Origin of the sequence: Limnospira fusiformis SAG 85.79 (assembly GCF_012516315.1) — a bacterium.
In the GTDB taxonomy this organism is placed as follows: Bacteria; Cyanobacteriota; Cyanobacteriia; order Cyanobacteriales; family Microcoleaceae; genus Limnospira; species Limnospira fusiformis.
The window spans coordinates 5641252-5663986 of record NZ_CP051185.1 but is presented as its reverse complement, the minus strand read 5'-3'; the positions used below and the strand labels follow the sequence as shown (position 1 = coordinate 5663986).

At 46.2% G+C, this 22735-nt stretch carries 15 protein-coding genes; all 15 read right to left on the bottom strand.

Going from position 1 to position 22735, the window contains the following annotated elements; all coding sequences use genetic code 11:
* Positions 1–78 precede the first annotated feature (78 nt).
* The gene (locus tag HFV01_RS26295) at positions 79–2124 is read right to left on the bottom strand and encodes a VgrG-related protein (protein WP_006668602.1); all 2046 of its coding nucleotides are present in this window, start codon (positions 2122–2124) and stop codon (positions 79–81) included.
* A gap of 19 nt (positions 2125–2143) precedes the next feature.
* On the bottom strand, positions 2144–2986 hold the full coding sequence (locus tag HFV01_RS26290; protein ID WP_187758282.1) for a CIS tube protein: 843 nt from the start codon (positions 2984–2986) through the stop codon (positions 2144–2146).
* 159 nt (positions 2987–3145) lie between these two features.
* Complete coding sequence (locus tag HFV01_RS31380; protein ID WP_318285986.1) at positions 3146–5284, bottom strand: hypothetical protein; 2139 nt, start codon at positions 5282–5284, stop codon at positions 3146–3148.
* Entirely contained in the window at positions 5214–5579 is a 366-nt protein-coding gene (locus tag HFV01_RS26280) for a hypothetical protein (RefSeq protein ID WP_193520534.1), read from the bottom strand. Before HFV01_RS26280 ends, HFV01_RS31380 begins: the two co-directional genes overlap by 71 nt.
* Positions 5524–6039 carry a hypothetical protein gene (locus HFV01_RS26275; RefSeq protein ID WP_193520533.1) on the bottom strand — a complete coding sequence of 172 codons (516 nt, stop codon included), beginning with the start codon at positions 6037–6039 and terminating at the stop codon, positions 5524–5526. The genes HFV01_RS26280 and HFV01_RS26275 overlap by 56 nt, the downstream gene beginning before the upstream one ends.
* Positions 6040–6114: 75 nt before the next feature.
* The gene (locus tag HFV01_RS26270; RefSeq protein ID WP_193520532.1) at positions 6115–6360 is read right to left on the bottom strand and encodes a hypothetical protein; all 246 of its coding nucleotides are present in this window, start codon (positions 6358–6360) and stop codon (positions 6115–6117) included.
* Positions 6361–6363: 3 nt separating this feature from the next.
* Positions 6364–6726 (bottom strand): hypothetical protein, encoded by a 363-nt coding sequence (locus HFV01_RS26265; RefSeq protein ID WP_193520531.1) that lies wholly within the window; start codon positions 6724–6726, stop codon positions 6364–6366.
* Positions 6710–7903: a hypothetical protein gene (locus tag HFV01_RS26260; protein ID WP_193520530.1), complete on the bottom strand. Its 1194-nt coding sequence runs from the start codon at positions 7901–7903 to the stop codon at positions 6710–6712. The genes HFV01_RS26265 and HFV01_RS26260 overlap by 17 nt, the downstream gene beginning before the upstream one ends.
* Complete coding sequence (locus HFV01_RS26255) at positions 7894–13554, bottom strand: hypothetical protein (RefSeq protein ID WP_438861254.1); 5661 nt, start codon at positions 13552–13554, stop codon at positions 7894–7896. The genes HFV01_RS26260 and HFV01_RS26255 overlap by 10 nt, the downstream gene beginning before the upstream one ends.
* A 1286-nt stretch (positions 13555–14840) precedes the next feature.
* The gene (locus tag HFV01_RS26245) at positions 14841–15326 is read right to left on the bottom strand and encodes a phage tail protein (RefSeq protein ID WP_006622193.1); all 486 of its coding nucleotides are present in this window, start codon (positions 15324–15326) and stop codon (positions 14841–14843) included.
* A gap of 79 nt (positions 15327–15405) precedes the next feature.
* Positions 15406–15630 (bottom strand): hypothetical protein, encoded by a 225-nt coding sequence (locus HFV01_RS26240; protein WP_006622192.1) that lies wholly within the window; start codon positions 15628–15630, stop codon positions 15406–15408.
* A 10-nt stretch (positions 15631–15640) separates the two neighbouring features.
* A complete protein-coding gene (locus HFV01_RS26235) occupies positions 15641–18085 on the bottom strand; it encodes a substrate-binding domain-containing protein (protein ID WP_006622191.1) in 2445 nt (814 codons plus the stop codon).
* 63 nt (positions 18086–18148) lie between these two features.
* Positions 18149–19207 carry a type III secretion system chaperone family protein gene (locus HFV01_RS26230; RefSeq protein ID WP_006622190.1) on the bottom strand — a complete coding sequence of 353 codons (1059 nt, stop codon included), beginning with the start codon at positions 19205–19207 and terminating at the stop codon, positions 18149–18151.
* Between the two features lie 43 nt (positions 19208–19250).
* Positions 19251–21185, bottom strand: a complete 1935-nt coding sequence (locus HFV01_RS26225; protein ID WP_006622189.1) for an ATP-binding protein — start codon at positions 21183–21185, stop codon at positions 19251–19253.
* Between the two features lie 24 nt (positions 21186–21209).
* Positions 21210–22541 (bottom strand): Pvc16 family protein, encoded by a 1332-nt coding sequence (locus HFV01_RS26220; RefSeq protein ID WP_193520529.1) that lies wholly within the window; start codon positions 22539–22541, stop codon positions 21210–21212.
* Between the last annotated feature and the right edge of the window lie 194 nt (positions 22542–22735).

Genomic DNA, 22735 nt, shown 5'->3' with positions numbered 1-22735 from the left:
ACCAGGAAATCGCCTACTCTGTCAAGCTCTTTCCAGCGATGCGGTTCCCTGGTTAATAGGCGATCGCCCATTGCTATATCAAAACCTCATATTCCTAGCCTGTGCTTGCGCCTCCTGTACTTGTCGTCTGAGTTCCTCTGTGGTTATGTTTTCCTGTTGGTCTAGCTGGTTTTGTTGGTTGAGGAAGTTCTGGAAGTTCTGCTGCTGTTGCTGAAGCTGGTTGTTGAGGGCGGCGGTGGTTTGGTTTTGGCTGCGGTCGCGCGCCTCTTGGGTTCTAACATAATCCTGAAACTGCTGTTGTTGCTGTTGTTGCTGCGCCGCCAAATTAGCGATCGCATCGGCCACATTCATCCCCCCCGTCCCGCCGACCATTAAAGCCGCGGCTGTTACAGCTCCGGTCACGTTGACGTTAGCAGTTTGAATGTCAATTTTGCGGGTACGATCATCAATGCGGATGCGCTGATGGCCAGATGTCACTATCTCTATACTGCGATCGCTATCATTAAGCCTAATTTGATGACCGCCACTGGTTTGAATATACACCCCATCCTGGCTAGTCCGACTTAGATCCTCCTCCACAAACTGGATTTTATGGCCGCTGGGAGTAGTGAAACTTCGCAGCCGCACTTTCCCCCGATTAGAAATAGTCTCCTCAACCGGGTCTGGGGGACTATCCTTGCCGTTCCATACCCCACCAATGCAGTATGGACGGTGGATATCTCCATGTTCAAAAGCCACTAGCACCTCATCATTAATTTCTGGGAGACAGTAAAAGCCTCGGTTTCGTCCAGCACCAAGACCCACAACCCTAGCCCAGGCGCTGGCGTGGGCGCTCCCGTCCCCTTCTGGGGTCAGGGTCGGAAATTTCACTCGCACACGCCCAAGACCCTCTGGGTCATAGTTATGAGTAACAATACCCACTAGATGGGTTTGCCCCGGTTTCAAACCTATTTTGGGGGAAAGGGTTGTCAAAATTGAACCGCCCCGTAACCCCCTCACACTAAATTCCGTGCTGTATCTCCCTTCTTGATACAGGTGGCGGGTTTCGGTAATGTAATATCTACCGCTATAACGCCCCATTCCAGTTAATTCCACCACTTTCCCTACCCGAATATTCGGGTTTCCCGGAGCATGGGAGTCGGCTTGCACAAATTCTCCCTCGAGTTCGTTATAGAGGGCTTGAGCCATCAAGTCCGCCGCTTTGGGACTGGAAACAGGCTGATCTACAACAATCATTTTCGGCGGCGGGAAGTTGCTGCCAAAAAGTCCCGTGGTTAAGGGAGCGCCACCTGATGACCTCCGTTGAAACTGACTCGACCACCCCTCCTGGGAATTACCCTCGATTTGAGTGATTTTTTCCGAGCGATCGGCTACCGAGACAATCGGCTGTTTTCTAGTATAATCCCAGCTTCGCACTTCCACTGAGTCAACCTGTTCCGCACTGGTGACTCGGACTCGAAAACTTTCAAAGTCTTTTAGCCATTTCAGTCTCAAAATATCCCCTCCCTGGGGGCGACGGAAAAATAGTTTCCCATCTTGAACAAATAATTCAAATCCAATTCTAGCCGCTCTGTCCCGCAGGAATTCCATATTGGTCTGGTTTTCCTGAAAAACGTAGGCTTGTTTATCTCCGCTCGGATCGATTCTCCCTTGCTCAATTCCCACTTCTCTCGCGATTTTGACAACTATATCACTATCGGTATAGTCCTGGAAAGAACGGTTATAACGCCCTCGGTGCAGACGATGGGAAATGTCATAACCCCGAACTATAATCGGTGCTTGGGTGTCGCTGGTAAAGTGGGTTTCAATCGCGGTAATTTCGCCTTCGATAATGTAGTCTTTTTGTTCTTGGTTGAATTCTGGGGACTCCGTTGTGCTACCTTGAAAACCAATCTTGACTTTTTTGCCAATTTGTAGGAGGGGATCGTGTTGCCATGTTTGGCTTTCGTCATCTACCGGAACGTAGGGATTATTGATAGCCAGTGTGAACATCCCAGGTAGGTGCAAACTCTCTTCTACCGAAATTTGCAGCAAATCATTCATTAAAGCCGACAGGGATGATTGGTCGGCTCCTTCAATTTGCAACAGAGGACTGGAAACATACAGACTGCGATCGCTTGCCATGGCTACAATGATATGTTAATTATTTACTGATAATTTTACGACGCTCACTAAAACTGCGATCGGCAACCCCCAGATCCACTTCTTTCAGCTTAATCGTCACTCGGGCGCGTACTGGTGTACCATCTGGTTTAAACATCGTCAATTTATAATCTAAACTTTCCACCATACAACGCATATAATTTTTATCCCCCCACATTAAGTAGTAAACCGGGGGTCGTCGCAGCTCTAGGGCTTGTGTGTCAATATCTCCCCCACCATATTCAGCCACCTCCATGGCATTCGCATTCACCCCTAACAAGTTACTAGACAGGCTAGATACAGCCGATTGAATTACAGTATTAGTAACACTAGCTTTGACCAATCTTTCACTGTAGCCGCCTTCTTTACTAAATGGATCTTTAAAAGAACTGAAGTCTACAGTATCCAGAATAGGCTGGATTTTATTCAATACATTTTCGCCGGTTTCATAGGTATCAAACACCAGATCAGTTAACGTCAATTGGTAGGGTTCTACAAAACCAAAGTTCACCTTCGGTAAACCTCTACTTGTCCGCGCTCCCTTGATATCTTCAATCGAAACAGACCTACTTAACTGCAAGTCTGTAGGGTTAAACTGGAACCTGATAATTTTAGCGCCTTCTCCACTTCTAGGAATCAGAGCAGCTTTGACCAATTTACCACTTTTTAACCCAGATCTTTGATAAAGAGAACTGGCGGCAGACTCTTTCCTTGTCTCTAGAGCTAAATACTGCTGATCTCGAATTTTGTCATATCTAGCTGCTCCTTGAAGCAAGGCAATATCGGCTGTACTTGTCGCGACATCCTTAGCCAAATTACTGAGCCATGAATTCTCTTTTGTCATAATTAAGCCACTTGTAAAATTTAACAACAATCAAGATGATACATAATTAAAATTCGGACTTTTTATAGTCAATTATTTATGATTATACCATACTTTTTGATAAATACGATAACAATTTAACTTTTCTTTATATTTCAACCAAACTTTGAATATGTTTACTTACCAAGGAAAACGTCCAGAAGACCTATGGGAACCATAACGTTCTCGTTCCACTTGAAATCGCTGACAAATAAAGCCATATATTTCTCTAGCTAGTGCTTCGAGATGTTCAGATGTGACGACTTCTTGTTGTTTAGATTCGGCTTTTTCCTGTTCATTGTAATTCCTGTTATATTGGGCTTTAATATTTTCATCTAATTCATAAATATCTTGCTGGTTTAATGGTTCAACTTTATGAGACCTTTGTGATGATACTTGTTGCTTTAATTTTGCTCTATCTTGAATAGTTTTTTGCATCATTTCTTTAACAGAAGATGGCTTATTGTAAAAATCAGAAGACAAAATATCACCCTTGGTACTCACCTGAACATTATCTGGAATATATTTATTTTTAGGTACTACCAAACTTTTCAGTCTTGATTGGTTTAATCCTAATTTTTCCTGATTTTTCATCAATTCTTGATGATTATCCGGAGACTGTGGTACTACACCACGCGGTTGAAAATCAACATTATGTCGGTTATTTTTCATTAATTTTTGTTTATTTAAAGGTTTATTTTTATCATATTTTTTCTGGTTATTTTTTGTAATAAATCCTGGCTTATTTATGTTTTTAATAAACCTTTGAATCTCAGGGATTCCTCCATTGATAAGCATTTCTTTAACCGTTTTATTACTATCAGATAAACCAGGGTTTATATCTGATTTAGGTTGAAAAAATAATGAATTAGTATCAGATATACCATCCGTTATATCTCCCGAATTGGAAGTTTCCGATTGTGGTTGAATTGTGGAATCATGAGAAGCGATCGCATTATTAACATCTCCCGAATCCGAGGTTTCCGAGAGTCTCGGAATTGGAGATGAATCAGAAGTTTCCGAGAGTCTCTGAATTGTGGAATCATGAGAAGCGATCGCATTATTGACATCTCCCGAATCCGAGGTTTCTGGGAGTCTCTGAATTGGGGAGTCATGAGAAGCGATCGCATTTACATCCACCGAATCCGAGGTTTCCGAGACTCGTTGAATTGAGGAGTCATGAGAAGCGATCGCATTTACATCCACCGAATCGGAAGTTTCTGGGAGTCTTTGAATTGGAGATGAATCGGAAGTTTCTGGGAGTCTCTGAATTGGGGAGTCATGAGAAGCGATCGCATTATTTACATCCACCGAATCCGAGGTTTCCGAGACTCGTTGAATTGAGGAGTCATGAGAAGCGATCGCATTTACATCCACCGAATCGGAAGTTTCTGGGAGTCTTTGAATTGGAGATGAATCGGAAGTTTCCGAGACTCGTTGAATTGAGGAGTCATGAGAAGCGATCGCATTTACATCCACCGAATCGGAAGTTTCTGGGAGTCTTTGAATTGGAGATGAATCGGAAGTTTCTGGGAGTCTCTGAATTGAGGAGTCATGAAAAGCGATCGCATTACTTATATCTTCCACCGAATCCGAGGTTTCCGAGAGTCGTTGAATGGAAGGGGAGTCATGAGAAGCGATCGCATTATTTACACCCACCGAATCCGAAGTTTCTGGGAGTCTCTGAATTGGGGAGTCATCAGAAGCGATCGCATTTACATCCACCGAATCGGAAGTTTCTGGGAGTCTCTGAATTGGAGATGAATCGGAAGTTTCTGGGAGTCTCTGAATTGGGGAGTCATGAGAAGCGATCGCATTACTTATATCTTCCACCGAATCCGAGGTTTCCGAGACTCGTTGAATGGAAGGAGAGTCATGAGAAGCGATCGCATTATTTACACCCACCGAATCCGAAGTTTCTGGGAGTCTCTGAATTGGGGAGTCATCAGAAGCGATCGCATTATTGACATCTCCCGAATCCGAGGTTTCCGAGAGTCTCTGAATTGGAGATGAATCCGAAGTTTCCGAGAGTCTCTGAATTGTGGAGTCATGAGAAGCGATCGCATTATTGACATCTCCCGAATCCGAGGTTTCTGGGAGTCTCTGAATTGGGGAGTCATGAGAAGCGATCGCATTACTTATATCTTCCACCGAATCCGAGGTTTCCGAGACTCGTTGAATGGAAGGAGAGTCATGAGAAGCGATCGCATTATTTACACCCACCGAATCCGAGGTTTCCGAGTCTCGTTGAATTGAGGGAGTCATGAGAAGCGATCGCATTTACATCCACCGAATCGGAAGTTTCTGGGAGTCTTTGAATTGGAGATGAATCGGAAGTTTCTGGGAGTCTCTGAATTGAGGAGTCATGAAAAGCGATCGCATTTACATCTCCCGAATCCGAAGTTTCTGGGAGTCTCTGAATTGGGGAGTCATGAGAAGCGATCGCATTACTTATATCTTCCACCGAATCCGAGGTTTCCGAGAGTCTCTGAATTGGGGAGTCATGAGAAGCGATCGCATTATTGACATCTCCCGAATCCGAAGTTTCTGGAGAGTCTCTGAATTGGGGAGTCATGAGAAGCGATCGCATTATTTATATCTTCCACCGAATCCGAAGTTTCTGGGAGTCTCTGAATTGGGGAGTCATGAGAAGCGATCGCATTACTTATATCTTCCACCGAATCCGAGGTTTCCGAGAGTCGTTGAATGGAAGGAGAGTCATGAGAAGCGATCGCATTATTGACATCTTCCACCGAATCCGAAGGTTTCTGGGAGTCTCTGAAATAATGGGAGTCATGAGAAGCGATCGCATTACTTACTATCTTCCACCGAATCCGAGGTTTCCGAGAAGTCTCTGAATTGGGAGTCATGAGAAGCGATCGCATTGCACTTATATCTTCCACCGAATCCGAGGTTTCCGAGACTCGTTGAATGGAAGGAGAGTCATGAGAAGCGATCGCATTTATTGACATCTCACCTGAATCCGAGGTTTTCCGAGAGTCTCTGAATTGGGGAGTCATGAGAAGCGATCGCATTATTTACATCTCACCGAATCCGAAGTTTTTCTGGGAGTCTCTGAATTGGGGAGTCATGAGAAGCGATCGCATTTACTATCCACCGAATCGGAAGTTTCTGGGAGTCTTTGAATTGGAGATGAATCGAAGTTTCTGGGAGTCTCTGAATTGTGGAGTCATGAGAAGCGATCGCATTATTGACATCTCACCCGAATCCGAGGTTTCCGAGAGTCGTTGAATGGAAGGGGAGTCATGAGAAGCGATCGCATTATTTGACAATCTCCCCGAATCCGAGGTTTCTGGGAGCTCTTTGAATTGGGGAGTCATGAGAAGCAATCGCATTACTTATATCTTCCTACCTGAATCCGAGGTTTCCGAGAGTCTCTGAATTGGAGATGAATCCAAAGTTTCTGGGAGTCTCTGAATTGGGGAGTCATGAGAAGCGATCGCATTTACATCCACCGAATCGGAAGTTTCTGGGAGTCTCTGAATTGGAGATGAATCGGAAGTTTCTGGGAGTCTCTGAATTGGGGATGAATCCAAAGTTTCTGGGAGTCTCTGAATTGTGGAGTCATGAGAAGCGATCGCATTTACATCCACCGAATCGGAAGTTTCTGGGAGTCTCTGAATTGGAGATGAATCGGAAGTTTCTGGGAGTCTCTGAATTGGGGAGTCATGAGAAGCGATCGCATTACTTATATCTTCCACCGAATCCGAGGTTTCCGAGAGTCGTTGAATGGAAGGAGGGAGTCATGAGAAGCGATCGCATTTTACATCCACCGAATCCGAAGTTCTGGAGTCTTGAATTGGAGTGACGAGTTTCTGGGAGTCTCTGAATTGGGGAGTCATACAAGGCGATCGCATTATTAACATCCACCGAATCGGAAGTTTCTGGGAGTCTTTGAATTGGAGATGAATCGGAAGTTTCTGGGAGTCTCTGAATTGAGGAGTCATGAAAAGCGATCGCATTATTTACATCCACCGAATCCGAAGTTTCTGGGAGTCTCTGAATTGGGGAGTCATGAGAAGCGATCGCATTTACATCCACCGAATCGGAAGTTTCTGGGAGTCTCTGAATTGGAGATGAATCGGAAGTTTCTGGGAGTCTCTGAATTGTGGAGTCATGAGAAGCGATCGCATTGACATCCACCGAATCGGAAGTTTCTGGGAGTCTCTGAATTGGGGAGTCATGAGAAGCGATCGCATTTACATCCACCGAATCGGAAGTTTCTGGGAGTCTTTGAATTGGAGATGAATCGGAAGTTTTTGGGAGTCTCTGAATTGAGGAGTCATGAGAAGCGATCGCATTATTGACATCTCCCGAATCCGAGGTTTCCGAGAGTCGTTGAATGGAAGGGGAGTCATGAGAAGCGATCGCATTATTTACACCCACCGAATCCGAAGTTTCTGGAAATCTCTGAATTGAGGAATCATCAGAAGCGATCGCATTACTTATATCTTCCACCGAATCGGAAGTTTCTGGGAGTCTCTGAATTGGAGATGAATCGGAAGTTTCTGGGAGTCTCTGAATTGGGGAGTCATGAGAAGCGATCGCATTACTTATATCTTCCACCGAATCCGAGGTTTCCGAGACTCGTTGAATGGAAGGAGAGTCATGAGAAGCGATCGCATTATTTACACCCACCGAATCCGAAGTTTTTGGGAGTCTCTGAATTGAGGAGTCATGAGAAGCGATCGCATTATTGACATCTCCCGAATCCGAGGTTTCCGAGAGTCGTTGAATGGAAGGGGAGTCATGAGAAGTGATCGCATTTACATCCACCGAATCGGAAGTTTCTGGGAGTCTTTGAATTGGAGATGAATCGGAAGTTTCTGGGAGTCTCTGAATTGAGGAGTCATGAAAAGTGATCGCATTTACATCCACCGAATCGGAAGTTTCTGGGAGTCTCTGAATTGGAGATGAAATTCGGAAGTTTCTGGGAGTCTCTGAATTGGGGAGTCATGAGAAGCGATCGCATTACTTATATCTTCCACCGAATCCGAGGTTTCCGAGACTCGTTGAATGGAAGGAGAGTCATGAGAAGCGATCGCATTATTTACATCCACCGAATCCGAAGTTTCTGGGAGTCTCTGAATTGGGGAGTCATCAGAAGCGATCACATTTACATCCACCGAATCGGAAGTTTCTGGGAGTCTCTGAATTGGAGATGAATCATAAGTTTCCGAGAGTCTCTGAATTGGGGAGTCATCAGAAGCGATCGCATTATTGACATCTCCCGAATCCGAGGTTTCTGGGAGTCTCTGAATTGTGGAGTCATGAGAAGCGATCGCATTATTTACACCCACCGAATCCGAAGTTTCTGGAAGTCTCTGAATTGAGGAATCATCAGAAGCGATCGCATTATTTACACCCACCGAATCCGAAGTTTCTGGGAGTCTCTGAATTGGGGAGTCATCAGAAGTGATCGCATTACTTATATCTTCCACCGAATCCGAGGTTTCCGAGACTCGTTGAATGGAAGGAGAGTCATGAGAAGCGATCGCATTATTGACATCTCCCGAATCCGAGGTTTCTGGGAGTCTCTGAATTGGGGAGTCATGAGAAGCGATCGCATTACTTATATCTTCCACCGAATCCGAGGTTTCCGAGACTCGTTGAATGGAAGGAGAGTCATGAGAAGCGATCGCATTATTTACACCCACCGAATCCGAAGTTTCTGGGAGTCTCTGAATTGGGGAGTCATCAGAAGCGATCGCATTATTGACATCTCCCGAATCCGAGGTTTCTGGGAGTCTCTGAATTGGGGAGTCATGAGAAGCGATCGCATTACTTATATCTTCCACCGAATCCGAGGTTTCCGAGACTCGTTGAATGGAAGGAGAGTCATGAGAAGCGATCGCATTACTTATATCTTCCACCGAATCCGAGGTTTCCGAGAGTCTCTGAATTGGAGATGAATCCGAAGTTTCCGAGAGTCTCTGAATTGTGGAGTCATGAGAAGCGATCGCATTATTGACATCTCCCGAATCCGAGGTTTCTGGGAGTCTCTGAATTGGGGAGTCATGAGAAGCGATCGCATTACTTATATCTTCCACCGAATCCGAGGTTTCCGAGACTCGTTGAATGGAAGGAGAGTCATGAGAAGCGATCGCATTATTTACATCCACCGAATCCGAAGTTTCTGGGAGTCTCTGAATTGGGGAGTCATCAGAAGCGATCGCATTACTTATATCTTCCACCGAATCCGAAGTTTCTGGGAGTCTCTGAATTGGGGAGTCATCAGAAGCGATCGCATTTACATCCACCGAATCGGAAGTTTCTGGGAGTCTCTGAATTGGAGATGAATCGGAAGTTTCTGGGAGTCTCTGAATTGGGGAGTCATGAGAAGCGATCGCATTACTTATATCTTCCACCGAATCCGAGGTTTCCGAGACTCGTTGAATGGAAGGAGAGTCATGAGAAGCGATCGCATTATTTACACCCACCGAATCCGAAGTTTCTGGAAGTCTCTGAATTGAGGAATCATCAGAAGCGATCGCATTACTTATATCTTCCACCGAATCCGAGGTTTCCGAGAGTCTCTGAATTGGAGATGAATCCGAAGTTTCCGAGAGTCTCTGAATTGGGGAGTCATCAGAAGCGATCGCATTATTGACATCTCCCGAATCCGAGGTTTCTGGGAGTCTCTGAATTGGGGAGTCATGAGAAGCGATCGCATTACTTATATCTTCCACCGAATCCGAGGTTTCCGAGACTCGTTGAATGGAAGGAGAGTCATGAGAAGCGATCGCATTATTGACATCTCCCGAATCCGAGGTTTCTGGGAGTCTCTGAATTGTGGAGTCATGAGAAGCGATCGCATTATTTACACCCACCGAATCCGAAGTTTCTGGAAGTCTCTGAATTGAGGAATCATCAGAAGCGATCGCATTATTGACATCTCCCGAATCCGAGGTTTCCGAGAGTCGTTGAATGGAAGGGGAGTCATGAGAAGCGATCGCATTACTTATATCTTCCACCGAATCCGAGGTTTCCGAGAGTCTCTGAATTGGAGATGAATCATAAGTTTCCGAGAGTCTCTGAATTGTGGAGTCATGAGAAGTGATCGCATTATTGACATCTCCCGAATCTGAGGTGTCCGATTTTCGTTGAATGGAAGGAGAGTTATGAGAAGCGATCGCATTATTTACACCCACCGAATCCGAAGTTTCTGGGAGTCTCTGAATTGGGGAGTCATCAGAAGTGATCGCATTACTTATATCTTCCACCGAATCCGAGGTTTCCGAGACTCGTTGAATGGAAGGAGAGTCATGAGAAGCGATCGCATTATTTACACCCACCGAATCCGAAGTTTCTGGGAGTCTCTGAATTGGGGAGTCATCAGAAGCGATCGCATTTACATCCACCGAATCGGAAGTTTCTGGGAGTCTCTGAATTGGAGATGAATCGGAAGTTTCTGGGAGTCTCTGAATTGGGGAGTCATGAGAAGCGATCGCATTACTTATATCTTCCACCGAATCCGAGGTTTCCGAGACTCGTTGAATGGAAGGAGAGTCATGAGAAGCGATCGCATTATTGACATCTCCCGAATCCGAGGTTTCCGAGAGTCGTTGAATGGAAGGGGAGTCATGAGAAGCGATCGCATTACTTATATCTTCCACCGAATCCGAGGTTTCCGAGAGTCTCTGAATTGGAGATGAATCATAAGTTTCCGAGAGTCTCTGAATTGTGGAGTCATGAGAAGCGATCGCATTATTTACACCCACCGAATCCGAAGTTTTTGGGAGTCTCTGAATTGGGGAGTCATGAGAAGCGATCGCATTATTTACATCCACCGAATCCGAAGTTTCTGGGAGTCTCTGAATTGGAGATGAATCGGAAGTTTTTGGGAGTCTCTGAATTGAGGAGTCATGAGAAGCGATCGCATTATTTACATCCACCGAATCCGAAGTTTCTGGGAGTCTCTGAATTGGGGAGTCATGAGAAGCGATCGCATTTACATCCACCGAATCGGAAGTTTCTGGGAGTCTTTGAATTGGAGATGAATCGGAAGTTTTTGGGAGTCTCTGAATTGAGGAGTCATGAGAAGCGATCGCATTATTGACATCTCCCGAATCCGAGGTTTCCGAGAGTCGTTGAATGGAAGGGGAGTCATGAGAAGCGATCGCATTATTGACATCTCCCGAATCCGAGGTTTCCGAGAGTCTTTGAATTGGGGAGTCATGAGAAGCAATCGCATTACTTATATCTTCTACTGAATCCGAGGTTTCCGAGAGTCTCTGAATTGGAGATGAATCCAAAGTTTCTGGGAGTCTCTGAATTGGGGAGTCATGAGAAGCGATCGCATTTACATCCACCGAATCGGAAGTTTCTGGGAGTCTCTGAATTGGAGATGAATCGGAAGTTTCTGGGAGTCTCTGAATTGGGGAGTCATGAGAAGCGATCGCATTTACATCCACCGAATCGGAAGTTTCTGGGAGTCTTTGAATTGGAGATGAATCGGAAGTTTTTGGGAGTCTCTGAATTGAGGAGTCATGAGAAGCGATCGCATTTACATCCACCGAATCGGAAGTTTCTGGGAGTCTCTGAATTGGAGATGAATCGGAAGTTTCTGGGAGTCTCTGAATTGTGGAGTCATGAGAAGCGATCGCATTATTTACACCCACCGAATCCGAAGTTTCTGGAAGTCTCTGAATTGAGGAATCATCAGAAGCGATCGCATTACTTATATCTTCCACCGAATCCGAGGTTTCCGAGAGTCTCTGAATTGGAGATGAATCCGAAGTTTCCGAGAGTCTCTGAATTGTGGAGTCATGAGAAGCGATCGCATTATTGACATCTCCCGAATCCGAGGTTTCTGGGAGTCTCTGAATTGTGGAGTCATGAGAAGCGATCGCATTATTTACACCCACCGAATCCGAAGTTTCTGGAAGTCTCTGAATTGAGGAATCATCAGAAGCGATCGCATTACTTATATCTTCCACCGAATCCGAGGTTTCCGAGACTCGTTGAATGGAAGGAGAGTCATGAGAAGCGATCGCATTACTTATATCTTCCACCGAATCCGAGGTTTCCGAGAGTCTCTGAATTGGAGATGAATCCGAAGTTTCCGAGAGTCTCTGAATTGTGGAGTCATGAGAAGCGATCGCATTATTGACATCTCCCGAATCCGAGGTTTCTGGGAGTCTCTGAATTGGGGAGTCATGAGAAGCGATCGCATTACTTATATCTTCCACCGAATCCGAGGTTTCCGAGACTCGTTGAATGGAAGGAGAGTCATGAGAAGCGATCGCATTATTTACACCCACCGAATCCGAAGTTTCTGGGAGTCTCTGAATTGGGGAGTCATCAGAAGCGATCGCATTATTGACATCTCCCGAATCCGAGGTTTCCGAGAGTCGTTGAATGGAAGGGGAGTCATGAGAAGCGATCGCATTACTTATATCTTCCACCGAATCCGAGGTTTCCGAGAGTCTCTGAATTGGAGATGAATCATAAGTTTCCGAGAGTCTCTGAATTGTGGAGTCATGAGAAGCGATCGCATTATTTACACCCACCGAATCCGAAGTTTTTGGGAGTCTCTGAATTGGGGAGTCATGAGAAGCGATCGCATTATTTACATCCACCGAATCCGAAGTTTCTGGGAGTCTCTGAATTGGAGATGAATCGGAGGTTTCCGAGAGTCTCTGAATTGTGGAATCACCAGAAGCGATCGCATTATTTACATCCACCGAATCCGAAGTTTCTGGGAGTCTCTGAATTGGGGAGTCATGAGAAGCGATCGCATTATTTACATCCACCGAATCCGAAGTTTCTGGGAGTCTCTGAATTGTGGAGTCATGAGAAGCGATCGCATTATTGACATCTCCCGAATCCGAGGTTTCCGAGAGTCGTTGAATGGAAGGGGAGTCATGAGAAGCGATCGCATTATTGACATCTCCCGAATCCGAGGTTTCCGAGAGTCTTTGAATTGGGGAGTCATGAGAAGCAATCGCATTACTTATATCTTCTACTGAATCCGAGGTTTCCGAGAGTCTCTGAATTGGAGATGAATCCAAAGTTTCTGGGAGTCTCTGAATTGGGGAGTCATGAGAAGCGATCGCATTTACATCCACCGAATCGGAAGTTTCTGGGAGTCTCTGAATTGGAGATGAATCGGAAGTTTCTGGGAGTCTCTGAATTGGGGAGTCATGAGAAGCGATCGCATTTACATCCACCGAATCGGAAGTTTCTGGGAGTCTCTGAATTGGAGATGAATCGGAAGTTTCTGGGAGTCTCTGAATTGTGGAGTCATGAGAAGCGATCGCATTACTTATATCTTCCACCGAATCCGAGGTTTCCGAGAGTCGTTGAATGGAAGGGGAGTCATGAGAAGCGATCGCATTTGACATCCACCGAATCGGAAGTTTCTGGGAGTCTCTGAATTGGAGATGAATCGGAAGTTTCTGGGAGTCTCTGAATTGGGGAGTCATGAGAAGCGATCGCATTGACATCCACCGAATCGGAAGTTTCTGGGAGTCTTTGAATTGGAGATGAATCGGAAGTTTCTGGGAGTCTCTGAATTGAGGAGTCATGAAAAGCGATCGCATTATTTACATCCACCGAATCCGAAGTTTCTGGGAGTCTCTGAATTGTGGAGTCATGAGAAGCGATCGCATTATTAACATCCACCGAATCGGAAGTTTCTGGGAGTCTTTGAATTGGAGATGAATCGGAAGTTTCTGGGAGTCTCTGAATTGAGGAGTCATGAAAAGCGATCGCATTGACATCCACCGAATCGGAAGTTTCTGGGAGTCTCTGAATTGGAGATGAATCGGAAGTTTCTGGGAGTCTCTGAATTGTGGAGTCATGAGAAGCGATCGCATTACTTATATCTTCCACCGAATCCGAGGTTTCCGAGAGTCGTTGAATGGAAGGGGAGTCATGAGAAGCGATCGCATTATTTACATCCACCGAATCCGAAGTTTCTGGGAGTCTCTGAATTGTGGAGTCATGAGAAGCGATCGCATTACTTATATCTTCCACCGAATCCGAGGTGTCCGATTTCCGTTGAATGGAAGGGGAATTACCAGAAGCGATCGCATTATTTACATCCACCGAATCCGAAGTTTCTGGGAGTCTCTGAATTGTGGAGTCATGAGAAGCGATCGCATTATTTACACCCACCGAATCCGAAGTTTCTGGGAGTCTCTGAATTAGGGATATGTCGGAAATAGGTTCAGAAGTTGAAGATTTGTATTGTCTTTGTATGGACTCAGGATTAGGGGATTTCGATTCTTCTGTTATTTTGGGGTGTTTGGGAGGATAAAATTTGTTAGATTTTGGAGATATATTATCTCCTAATATGCTTCTAAATATGGTTGACTTTGATGGTGTTGATTTTTGATAATTAACTTTTGTTTGGTCTTGATTAAGATTGTCTAATTCCTCAGATGGTGAATCTAATTCCCGGCTAATTTCAGGTGTTTCTGATGTAAAAATAGCAGATGTTTCTGTGGATTGCGGAATCGATGTTGTCTCTGCATTTGGGGTAAAATCGACAGAGTTAAGTGGCTTTTCTTGGATGATGTTTTGATTACTAAAGTTAGGCTTTGACTCTAATAAAAAAGGACTATCCCACTCATCAAAACTTTGTAATTGTACTCCTTCACCCGCGAATAAAGATAAATCTAAAACTGATATGGAACGCGCACCCAGAGGCTGTAAAAATTTTTGACCTAATGGCGTAGGAGACATTAAAGGATTTTTTACGCCTAAATATGATGGTGAATTTGTATTAGTTGATGTCACGTTATCTGGGTTTTTAGACATACAAATTAAGTAAATTTATGACTTACTATAATATTTGATAATTGTGGTTTTAAAAGTATCCATCATTATCCCGCCTTCTATTAATGGCTGCACCTCCTGCGCCTCGAGGTGTTATGGTCACTTTTAACCCTTCATAAGCTAGGGTTAATTCTTCGATCGCTACTGAACTTCCTTCAGCTTGAAATCCTGGTGCTTTCCAGGAAATAGGAATAGCACCAATCAAAGTCCATGCTTGCATAATTTCCCCCGCTTGATTGAACATCAAAATATTGATATTCCGACGATTATATATGGGATTACTGATGGTAGTTAGCATCCAATCCCAGAAAATTGTGCTATTCGTCATTCCCCGCTTTAAGGTGATGTCGTCAAACTCTGCATGACCAATAAATACTCGCTGTTGGTCATTGACTCCACCTTCTAAATATGCTTCTTTTTGTAAGGTTACTCCGAAGCCAGAACATTCGGAAAATGATGCGGAAATGGTACTTTCCATTTCTACATAAAAGCGATTGGTTGTGATATAATTATACATGGATTATAAGGTATTCCTAGGATGTATGATCAGCATGATTTGCCTGGATATTTATTCACAACAAAATTGAAACCGAAAATTAATGTCGCTCACGGATTAAATTGAGGTCAGAAATTAACATTTCGTAAACTCGTTGTTCAACTTGTTTTTTGAGCATCGGGTCAGCGCGAACTTTTTGGGCGATTTTATACATCAAATCTCCGGGATTATCGCACTGTATTTTCGTGGGTGCGACTAAGCCAATGGGGTGGCTAGGTTGTCCGGGTGGCGGGTGTGGTATTGGGGGTTGATGGTTAGGTTTCATGATTCAGTGATTAAGGATTTGGGTTGAGATTTTGTAAAGGAACTAATCCGGTTTTGATCAGCAGATTTTGTGCTTCTTCGGTTTTCATAATTTCGGCGAATTTCTGCCCGACTGGGGATAAGCTGTTATCAAAGGAATAAACAACAGCCAGAGAATAGGCTAAAGGATATTGTCCGGTTTGAAATTTCTCAACAGATGGATGGTAACTACCTTTATCATTGCACAAATCGGTCGCGGGTGTAATAGGTTGATTGTTATGTTGACTTAGGGGTTGTACCGCTGGTCTCAACCCTTCTGCGATCGCCAGAGGGTAGACCGAACACTGCTGAAAAACTTGACTGAGGGGGCCAAAAGATAGGCTGCCAATTTCCCGTTCTTCAAAATCCTGAAGAACTCTTCTCATGGCTTGAAAAGTGGGGATTTGGCGAATTCTATTGACATTGGTTTCAGTTGTGATAAAATTGTCTGAGGGAGAGCTTTGCCACAGTCGCCGAAATTGGTCGATCGCTCGCTCGGTTTGTAGGACTCGTTCTTCAAAAATGCGGATCGCTTCTGCATCGGTGGGGATGTACAGTTGCACCGGTAAATCTGGCCCTCCTAACTGTTTCCAGTTGTTAATTTCTCCGGTGTATAGTTGTCGCAATTGCTTAATTGATATTTGTCCGTTTAAATTGTGAGGTAAGGAATTCTGGCGGCGCTGGTAACTAAAGGCGACAAACACGGCTAAACCATCATACGCAAAGGGAATAGCATTTAAATCTCTGTCTAAGTCTTGGATTAAGCTGGTAATGGCAAAATCTACCTCTTGGTTGCGAACTTTAGCCAGTGTTTTTTCCGTTGTCGGTTGGGGTTTATAAACCAATTTCATCTGGGGAATGCGCTGTTGTAATTCCTCCTCTAATGTTTTACCTTTTTCTACTAAGTTGCGCTGTCGGATTGCATAATTCCAAACCCCATTTTCATTAGCGGTGTAGCTAAATCTTCCTTTGGGAATAGCAGCAATATCTTTGATGCAACAGGGTAAAAAACGGTGGTCAGCTAGGACTATAGATGGGCGATATAATAACCGCCAGATACCAATTACTCCTAAAAAAGCCAGTAGAAGCAGCAGCAGAATCCATAACCGGGGAAAAGGGCGTTTTGTGTCTTCTTTTTCTAATGCGATCGCTTGATAATTGTGGTCAATTTCCGGTATTTGGGGGAGTGCTTCCCGGGCGGCTTTGGCGTTTTCAAAGGGTATATTGAATCCCAGGAGTCGCAATATAAACTGTTGCAGGGGGGGATAGGTTTCTGGCCAATCTTCGGGGAATTGGTAACGGAAGGTTTGCCCTCGGGTATCAACGGGGGAGGTTAAATTATGTTGCCAATTTCCTTTTAAAAGGTCAAAGGCGATCGCACCTAAAGCCCTTAAATCGAGGCTAGGATCAGCCTGGCTAACCGTGGTTAACCCGGGCTGAAATGGCTTTTCTGTCAGGGTCAAATCGGCTATGTAGACGAGAAATTGGGGGCGGTGAAACTGATGCTGTTCGATGGGTAAAATCAGAATCGTGTCCAGGCTGAGGTTCCCGTGGGCTACAAGTGAGTGAATTTGACCCGAGGGGAGGCGGTATTTCTGGGTGTGGAGGGGTTCGAGGCTTTGCAAAACCTGATCAAGGAAGTGCCGCACTTGGTGGGGAGTCATGGCACCAAATTGGCGGAGGTAGCTTCGCACGCTGGGATAGCTGTTGGAGAGGGTGTGGGTGACCGTGTAGCAGCGGGGTTGGTGGCGGTCGGCGATCGCTTCTGAGGGGACCAGCAGCCGAAAGTCCTGCACCCGACCATCAGCGGGGACTAATCCTGCCACATTTTCAAATACTGTTTTGGTCTGCTGTTCTTCCTGGGGGTTAAAGTGGCGTTGGGGGAGCAGATATTCTTTAATAATGACTGTTTTATTGTTGTTGGTTTGCACTGCTTGATAAAGGCGACCCAGACCCCGACTGCCGATGAAATTGACGATGCGATATCGGCCTTGGTTGCCGATAATTTCCGATTTGGTGGGGAGTATCGCGGGAAATCCGCATTGTAGACAGGTTAAAGCCTGTGGTTCTGCCGCCGTGGGGGATGAGTTAGCCAGGGGGCAGAATAGGGGGTTGCCGTGGGTACAGCGATATTTAGGATAGGGGTTGAGGACACCGGGGCTGACTTCCGCAAGTTGTGGAGGGGTATCGAGGGTTTCGATGTCGTCTGTGTCTTGGGGAATTTCTTCGCCTCGTTTCCGCCGTCGGAGGAGATCTCGGACATCTTCGCGAATGAAGGGTAAAAGCCGAACTACCCACAGGGGGAGAAATCGATAGACTGGAGCGAAGGCATTATAACCTACCCGTCGGACGCGGTGTTGGGCGGTAGCAATGGTGCTTTCTCTGATGGCTTTTGCGGTTCGGGTTTTCGGAATTGGGCGTTGAGGGGGTCTTACCATTACATAAAGGCTCCCAAGAAGCAGGTGTTAGGTAGTCAATTAGGGGGTGAGAAAATAGGATATTTATTCAGCCTCAACTTGGGCGATCGCATCATCGGGGGATGTCCCATTGAGTACAGCAATAATACCTGGGAGGTATTGATCCATCATGGTCACGTTGGTATAAACGAGGGATTCTATTAAAGTCGGGGTGAGGCGATCGCCTTCTACATCGATACTGGTTTTATAACAAACCTCCCCATCAGAATAGTCTAACTCGAAGTTGCCCAGAATCAAACCAGAATTAGCTTTTGTTAATAATTCAGCAATAGCCGATCGCTTTTCCGCAGGAATTGTCAGGGGACAAATCGAGTAAAACAGGAATTGTTGTTCTTCGTCTCTCGCCTGTGCGGAACAACTCCAACGGCCATTGTCGCCAATAAATGCCATTTCTAGGGTAGCCCCCTCCTCTAAGCTAACGTAGTCCCAATCATCTTGGTTAAAAAAGGCAGCCATGATTTGGGAAATGGGGGCAGAAATTGGGGATTCCGAGTCTCCAGTTGGCGGCGCGCCCAATTCCCGGCTAATTTCTTCGATGGCTTGGGTTCCGTGTAACAAAGCCGTTTGAATTTGCGTCCCTAACTGCTGAAAAGCGTCTTTTCCCGTAGCAACCAGTTGACGGAGTTGGTCAGGATTTGCCCAATCCCAAAGGGTACGATAGGCGATCGTTTTGTCTAATTGTTCTTGTCGCACTCCCAAACAAAACCAGTTTTCCGTAAATTGGTGAGGTAGGGGTTCTGGTCCGGGTAGTTGTTGTAGGTGGTTGATGAGAGTAGCCGTCGTGGTTCCGTCCTGGGTGAGTTGAGGCAGCAAACCCGGTTTCAGCATCAATTCTAACGTTAAATTGGTGCAAGGGTCAAATTGGCGATCGATTAAGGGACTACAAACCTCTGGTTTCAAGTTAAACAATTGTTCCTGTTCAATCAATTGATAGGTATCAAAGGATACTTCTAGGGTGAGACAAAAATCAATATCCTTACCATCATTCTCTCTAAAAATACCATTTAAAGCAAGCATTTCAATGGTTAATTTTGAGGGCAAAACAAAGGTCAATATTTGCTTCAAGGAAATCTCTTTTTTCATGTTAATTATTAATTATTAATTATTAATTATTAATTATTAATTATTAAACCCAGCCTTTAACTTCACTATCCATCAAAGGTTTTTCCAATTTCATATATTCACTTTGGGCGGCAGCGAGTAGATGTTTCATCATTACCGGTTCCCCGGCATCAGCAGCCAGAAAAGCCGCATTAAGGGCGATATTGCGGATATTACCCCCAGAAACACTCAAGCGCGCCAATTTCTCAACCGTGAGCCCATCAGTGGGAGTTTCCGAGGGGAAGATACGCCGCCAGATTTCGGCGCGTTGTTTAGCATCGGGAAAGGGGAACTGGACCACAAAACGGATGCGACGGAGAAAAGCGGGGTCGAGCGCCCCCTTCATGTTGGTGGTAAGAATAGCTAAACCTCGGTAGGCCTCCATGCGTTGCAGAAGATAACTAACCTCGATGTTAGCATGGCGATCGTGGGAGTCTTTGACCTCGCTGCGCTTACCAAATAGCGCATCAGCCTCATCGAATAGCAAAATTGCGCCCCCACTTTCGGCAGCATCAAAGACCCGGCGAAGGTTTTTCTCGGTTTCGCCGATATATTTGCTAATCACGGAACTGAGGTCAATTTTGTATAAATCGAGTCGCAAGGCTTGGGCTAAAACTTCCGCCGCCGTGGTTTTCCCCGTCCCACTGGGTCCAGCGAATAGGGCGCTGATACCTAAACCCCGATCGCTTTTTTGACTGAAACCCCAATTTTCATAAACTTGGGAACGTTGGCGGAGGTGAGCCGCCATGGTTTCCAGAACTTGCATTTGAGCTTCTGGGAGAACCAAATCCGCCCAAGTCGCTTTAACTTCGATGCGCTGGGCCATATCTTCCATGCGGGGGCGAGCAAGGACGCGACAAGTATCCCAAAGATGGTCAATAAAGGTTTCGGTATCGTGGGGGGAAATTCCCTGGCTGGCGGTGGTTGTACAAACGGAGAGAATGGCGGGGGAGGGGAGGTTAAATTGGGCGGTAACTCGTTGTAGGTGGCCGTTAAGGTGTGTAACATCTCCCAGGTGTTCTTCCCAATACTGGTACTGTTCCGCAGCGCTGGGGCGGGTAACCTCGAAGTTGAGGAGGGGTCGGGTTCGTTGAGGAAGGCGATCGCGGACGGTAATGATCAGGGGGCTACCGATGCGCTCAATCAGTTGCCAGATACCGTCTCCGTGGCGACTCATTTCCACCTGTTCACAGTCGAGGAGGAGCGCATAGCCTCCTAAAACGGACTCGCGCTCCCATAGTTTTAACATAAGGTTAAATTCTGCGGTGGTCGAGGGGATGCGATCGCCATCACTATGATAGAGTTCCAGGTCTAACTGTTGACAGGCGACCTGTGCGATAGCTTGTCGAGTCGCCATATCTTCCCCGGAAAGCTGGACAACCGGTAACTGAGACTGTTCGCTAAAGCTCGACCAGGTTTGGGCAATTTTTAGGGCGAGTTGTTGATGGGAGGGGACTAACAGGGAGGCTTCCCCAAGGGATTCCACAATGCCGAATAAGCGTTCATCGAGATGCTGTATACCGATGAGATAGTGGAGGATACGTTCGTCAATGCGAATGGGACTGAGGGTCAAAACCGCACCGCCTCCCACTTCGAGTAAACGCCAGCGACGTAGGGGAGCATTGGGTGTTAGGGCGCTCCAATGGGGGCGATCGAGGATATTAAGGGCGAGGCTAAAGGTAGGATAAGGCTTTTGGGGGTCGCCGTGGGCTTCCGCGCAGAGTAGGGGAAATTCCCCATCGAGTTCCATTCCCGCGCACAACAGCAGCAAATCTTGTTCAAAGCTAGACAGCCCAAAGGTCTCGCACAGTTGCTCTAGGACAGGGGGGACGATGAATGGCTCGGTTGTTTCGGATCTGGTTTGCCCATTGGATGCCGCCCGGAGGGCATCCTTAATCCGGGTTAAGGCGAGTATGAGAGTTTGTTGATTCGGTAGTGAATGCCAGTTTGAGTCAGTCATGGGGAATGGAGAGTCGCGTGCTGTTTAATTTATCGCTACTTTGGGTTGAATGTATTGCTCAAAAGTTGGACTGTCGGGGTTGTCGTCTACACTCAGGATACTTTCTGCCCCATCAATTTGGACTCGCACCAGGTATTCTCCCGGTTTGACTTCCCGAATGGGGATGGAGACGGTAGCCGTGGCGCGAGTAATGGGTGGGGCGGTGAATAGGTAGCCGATGGGATTATTGCTATTGGGGTTGCATTCGTTCATCATCACCACAATTCGCTGACCTGGAGCGATCGCCAAGTTAAGGCTAATGCTGAGGGTTCCCGACCGTGGCTCCTCGTCAAATCCATCTAAGTCTAGGACTGTCACTGCATCAATAGTAGGCCGCAAGACGAAGGGGGCGACGTTAGATTCCACTTGGGGAACACGAGCAGGAGTGCTACCGTTAGTGGTGGCTGTACTCCCCCTTCTGCTAGATCGGGACCCGTTACGGGGGGGTACGGGTGGGGCTTGTAGGTGAATTACCTGTAGGCTTTGAACCCCAGCCCGTAGTTGGTCTGTTTCAATTAGGCTCAAGGGGAGCCGTAGTTCTCCGTTGTTGATGACTTGGGGGGTGATTTCTAGTTGACCGATGCGGATTTGGGTTAAGACACCAGAGAGATGCTGGCCACGAATCGAGAGGATGCTGTTACTGAAAATGGGTTGATTTTTACCTCCCACCGCCACCACTTGGGTGATGATGGGTTGTTTGGGAAAGACTGTACTGCCTAAAATGCGATCGCGCACAGGTAGGGCGGAACGTCCCGCCATGTCGCTTTCGATGATGATGACAGTCACTTTGTACACCAGGGACAGGGCGTAGGGGGTTTGGAAGAACACAGACCAGATTTTGGAGAGTTCGTCCGTCGAGACAGAGATAAATTCCGAGCGGATTTGTTCCACTTGTTCCGCTAGGTCGGAGTCCGCGAGGTAGGTAAAGGTGGGGTCGGCGATCGTGGCGCGGATGGTGTCCGCACTCAATACTAACTGGTCTTCCAGGGTTTGGACGACGCTACCCAGTAGGCGCTGGGGTTCGAGATCGCCATCGTTGCCGTAGAAGGATACCACATAGAATAGGTCGATCGCCGCTTGTCTACGACGGGTCATGTCCCCGCGCCGTTGGAAGTTGGGGGTGTCTTGGTTGGTGAGGGCCGGGTTGCGTTTGATATGATACAGGTATAGGTTCACACCTGTTTCGGGAATTGACCCGCTAGAACCGTCTGGGCGCACCGTGGTGACTCGCGCTCCGTCTACGTCTCTTTGAACGGCTCGCTGTAGGATGCGCTGTAAGGTCGCGGTGGCGGTGGCGACGGCTAGATGATTACTCATGGCTGACTGGGCCAGTTATAAGGGGTGGCAATGGTGAGGAGGGGTTTCTGGGGAACTTTGATGTTCATCTCTGATGCTCCTCCACTATTTAATACCACTTTGAGTCTATAGCGATCATTATGAACGGCAGATTATATATATTAACAATTACTTCATATATATTCACATAAGTATAATTAACTCAAAAAAACGTT

Bases quoted from the DNA above. Each gene is read 5' to 3' on its own strand.
- HFV01_RS26290 (WP_187758282.1), bottom strand. From the start codon at position 2,986: ATGACAAAAGAGAATTCATGGCTCAGTAATTTGGCTAAGGATGTCGCG.
- HFV01_RS31380 (WP_318285986.1), bottom strand. From the start codon at position 5,284: ATGCGATCGCTTCTCATGACTCCCTCAATTCAACGAGACTCGGAAACC.
- HFV01_RS26235 (WP_006622191.1), bottom strand. From the start codon at position 18,085: ATGGTAAGACCCCCTCAACGCCCAATTCCGAAAACCCGAACCGCAAAA.
- HFV01_RS26280 (WP_193520534.1), bottom strand. From the start codon at position 5,579: ATGACTCCCCAATTCAGAGACTCTCCAGAAACTTCGGATTCGGGAGAT.
- HFV01_RS26240 (WP_006622192.1), bottom strand. From the start codon at position 15,630: ATGAAACCTAACCATCAACCCCCAATACCACACCCGCCACCCGGACAA.
- HFV01_RS26255 (WP_438861254.1), bottom strand. From the start codon at position 13,554: ATGACTCCTCAATTCAGAGACTCCCAGAAACTTCCGATTCATCTCCAA.
- HFV01_RS26295 (WP_006668602.1), bottom strand. From the start codon at position 2,124: ATGGCAAGCGATCGCAGTCTGTATGTTTCCAGTCCTCTGTTGCAAATT.
- HFV01_RS26225 (WP_006622189.1), bottom strand. From the start codon at position 21,185: ATGACTGACTCAAACTGGCATTCACTACCGAATCAACAAACTCTCATA.
- HFV01_RS26275 (WP_193520533.1), bottom strand. From the start codon at position 6,039: ATGCGATCGCTTCTCATGACTCCCCAATTCAGAGACTCTCGGAAAACC.
- HFV01_RS26220 (WP_193520529.1), bottom strand. From the start codon at position 22,541: ATGAGTAATCATCTAGCCGTCGCCACCGCCACCGCGACCTTACAGCGC.
- HFV01_RS26245 (WP_006622193.1), bottom strand. From the start codon at position 15,326: ATGTATAATTATATCACAACCAATCGCTTTTATGTAGAAATGGAAAGT.
- HFV01_RS26230 (WP_006622190.1), bottom strand. From the start codon at position 19,207: ATGAAAAAAGAGATTTCCTTGAAGCAAATATTGACCTTTGTTTTGCCC.
- HFV01_RS26270 (WP_193520532.1), bottom strand. From the start codon at position 6,360: ATGCGATTGCTTCTCATGACTCCCCAATTCAAAGAGCTCCCAGAAACC.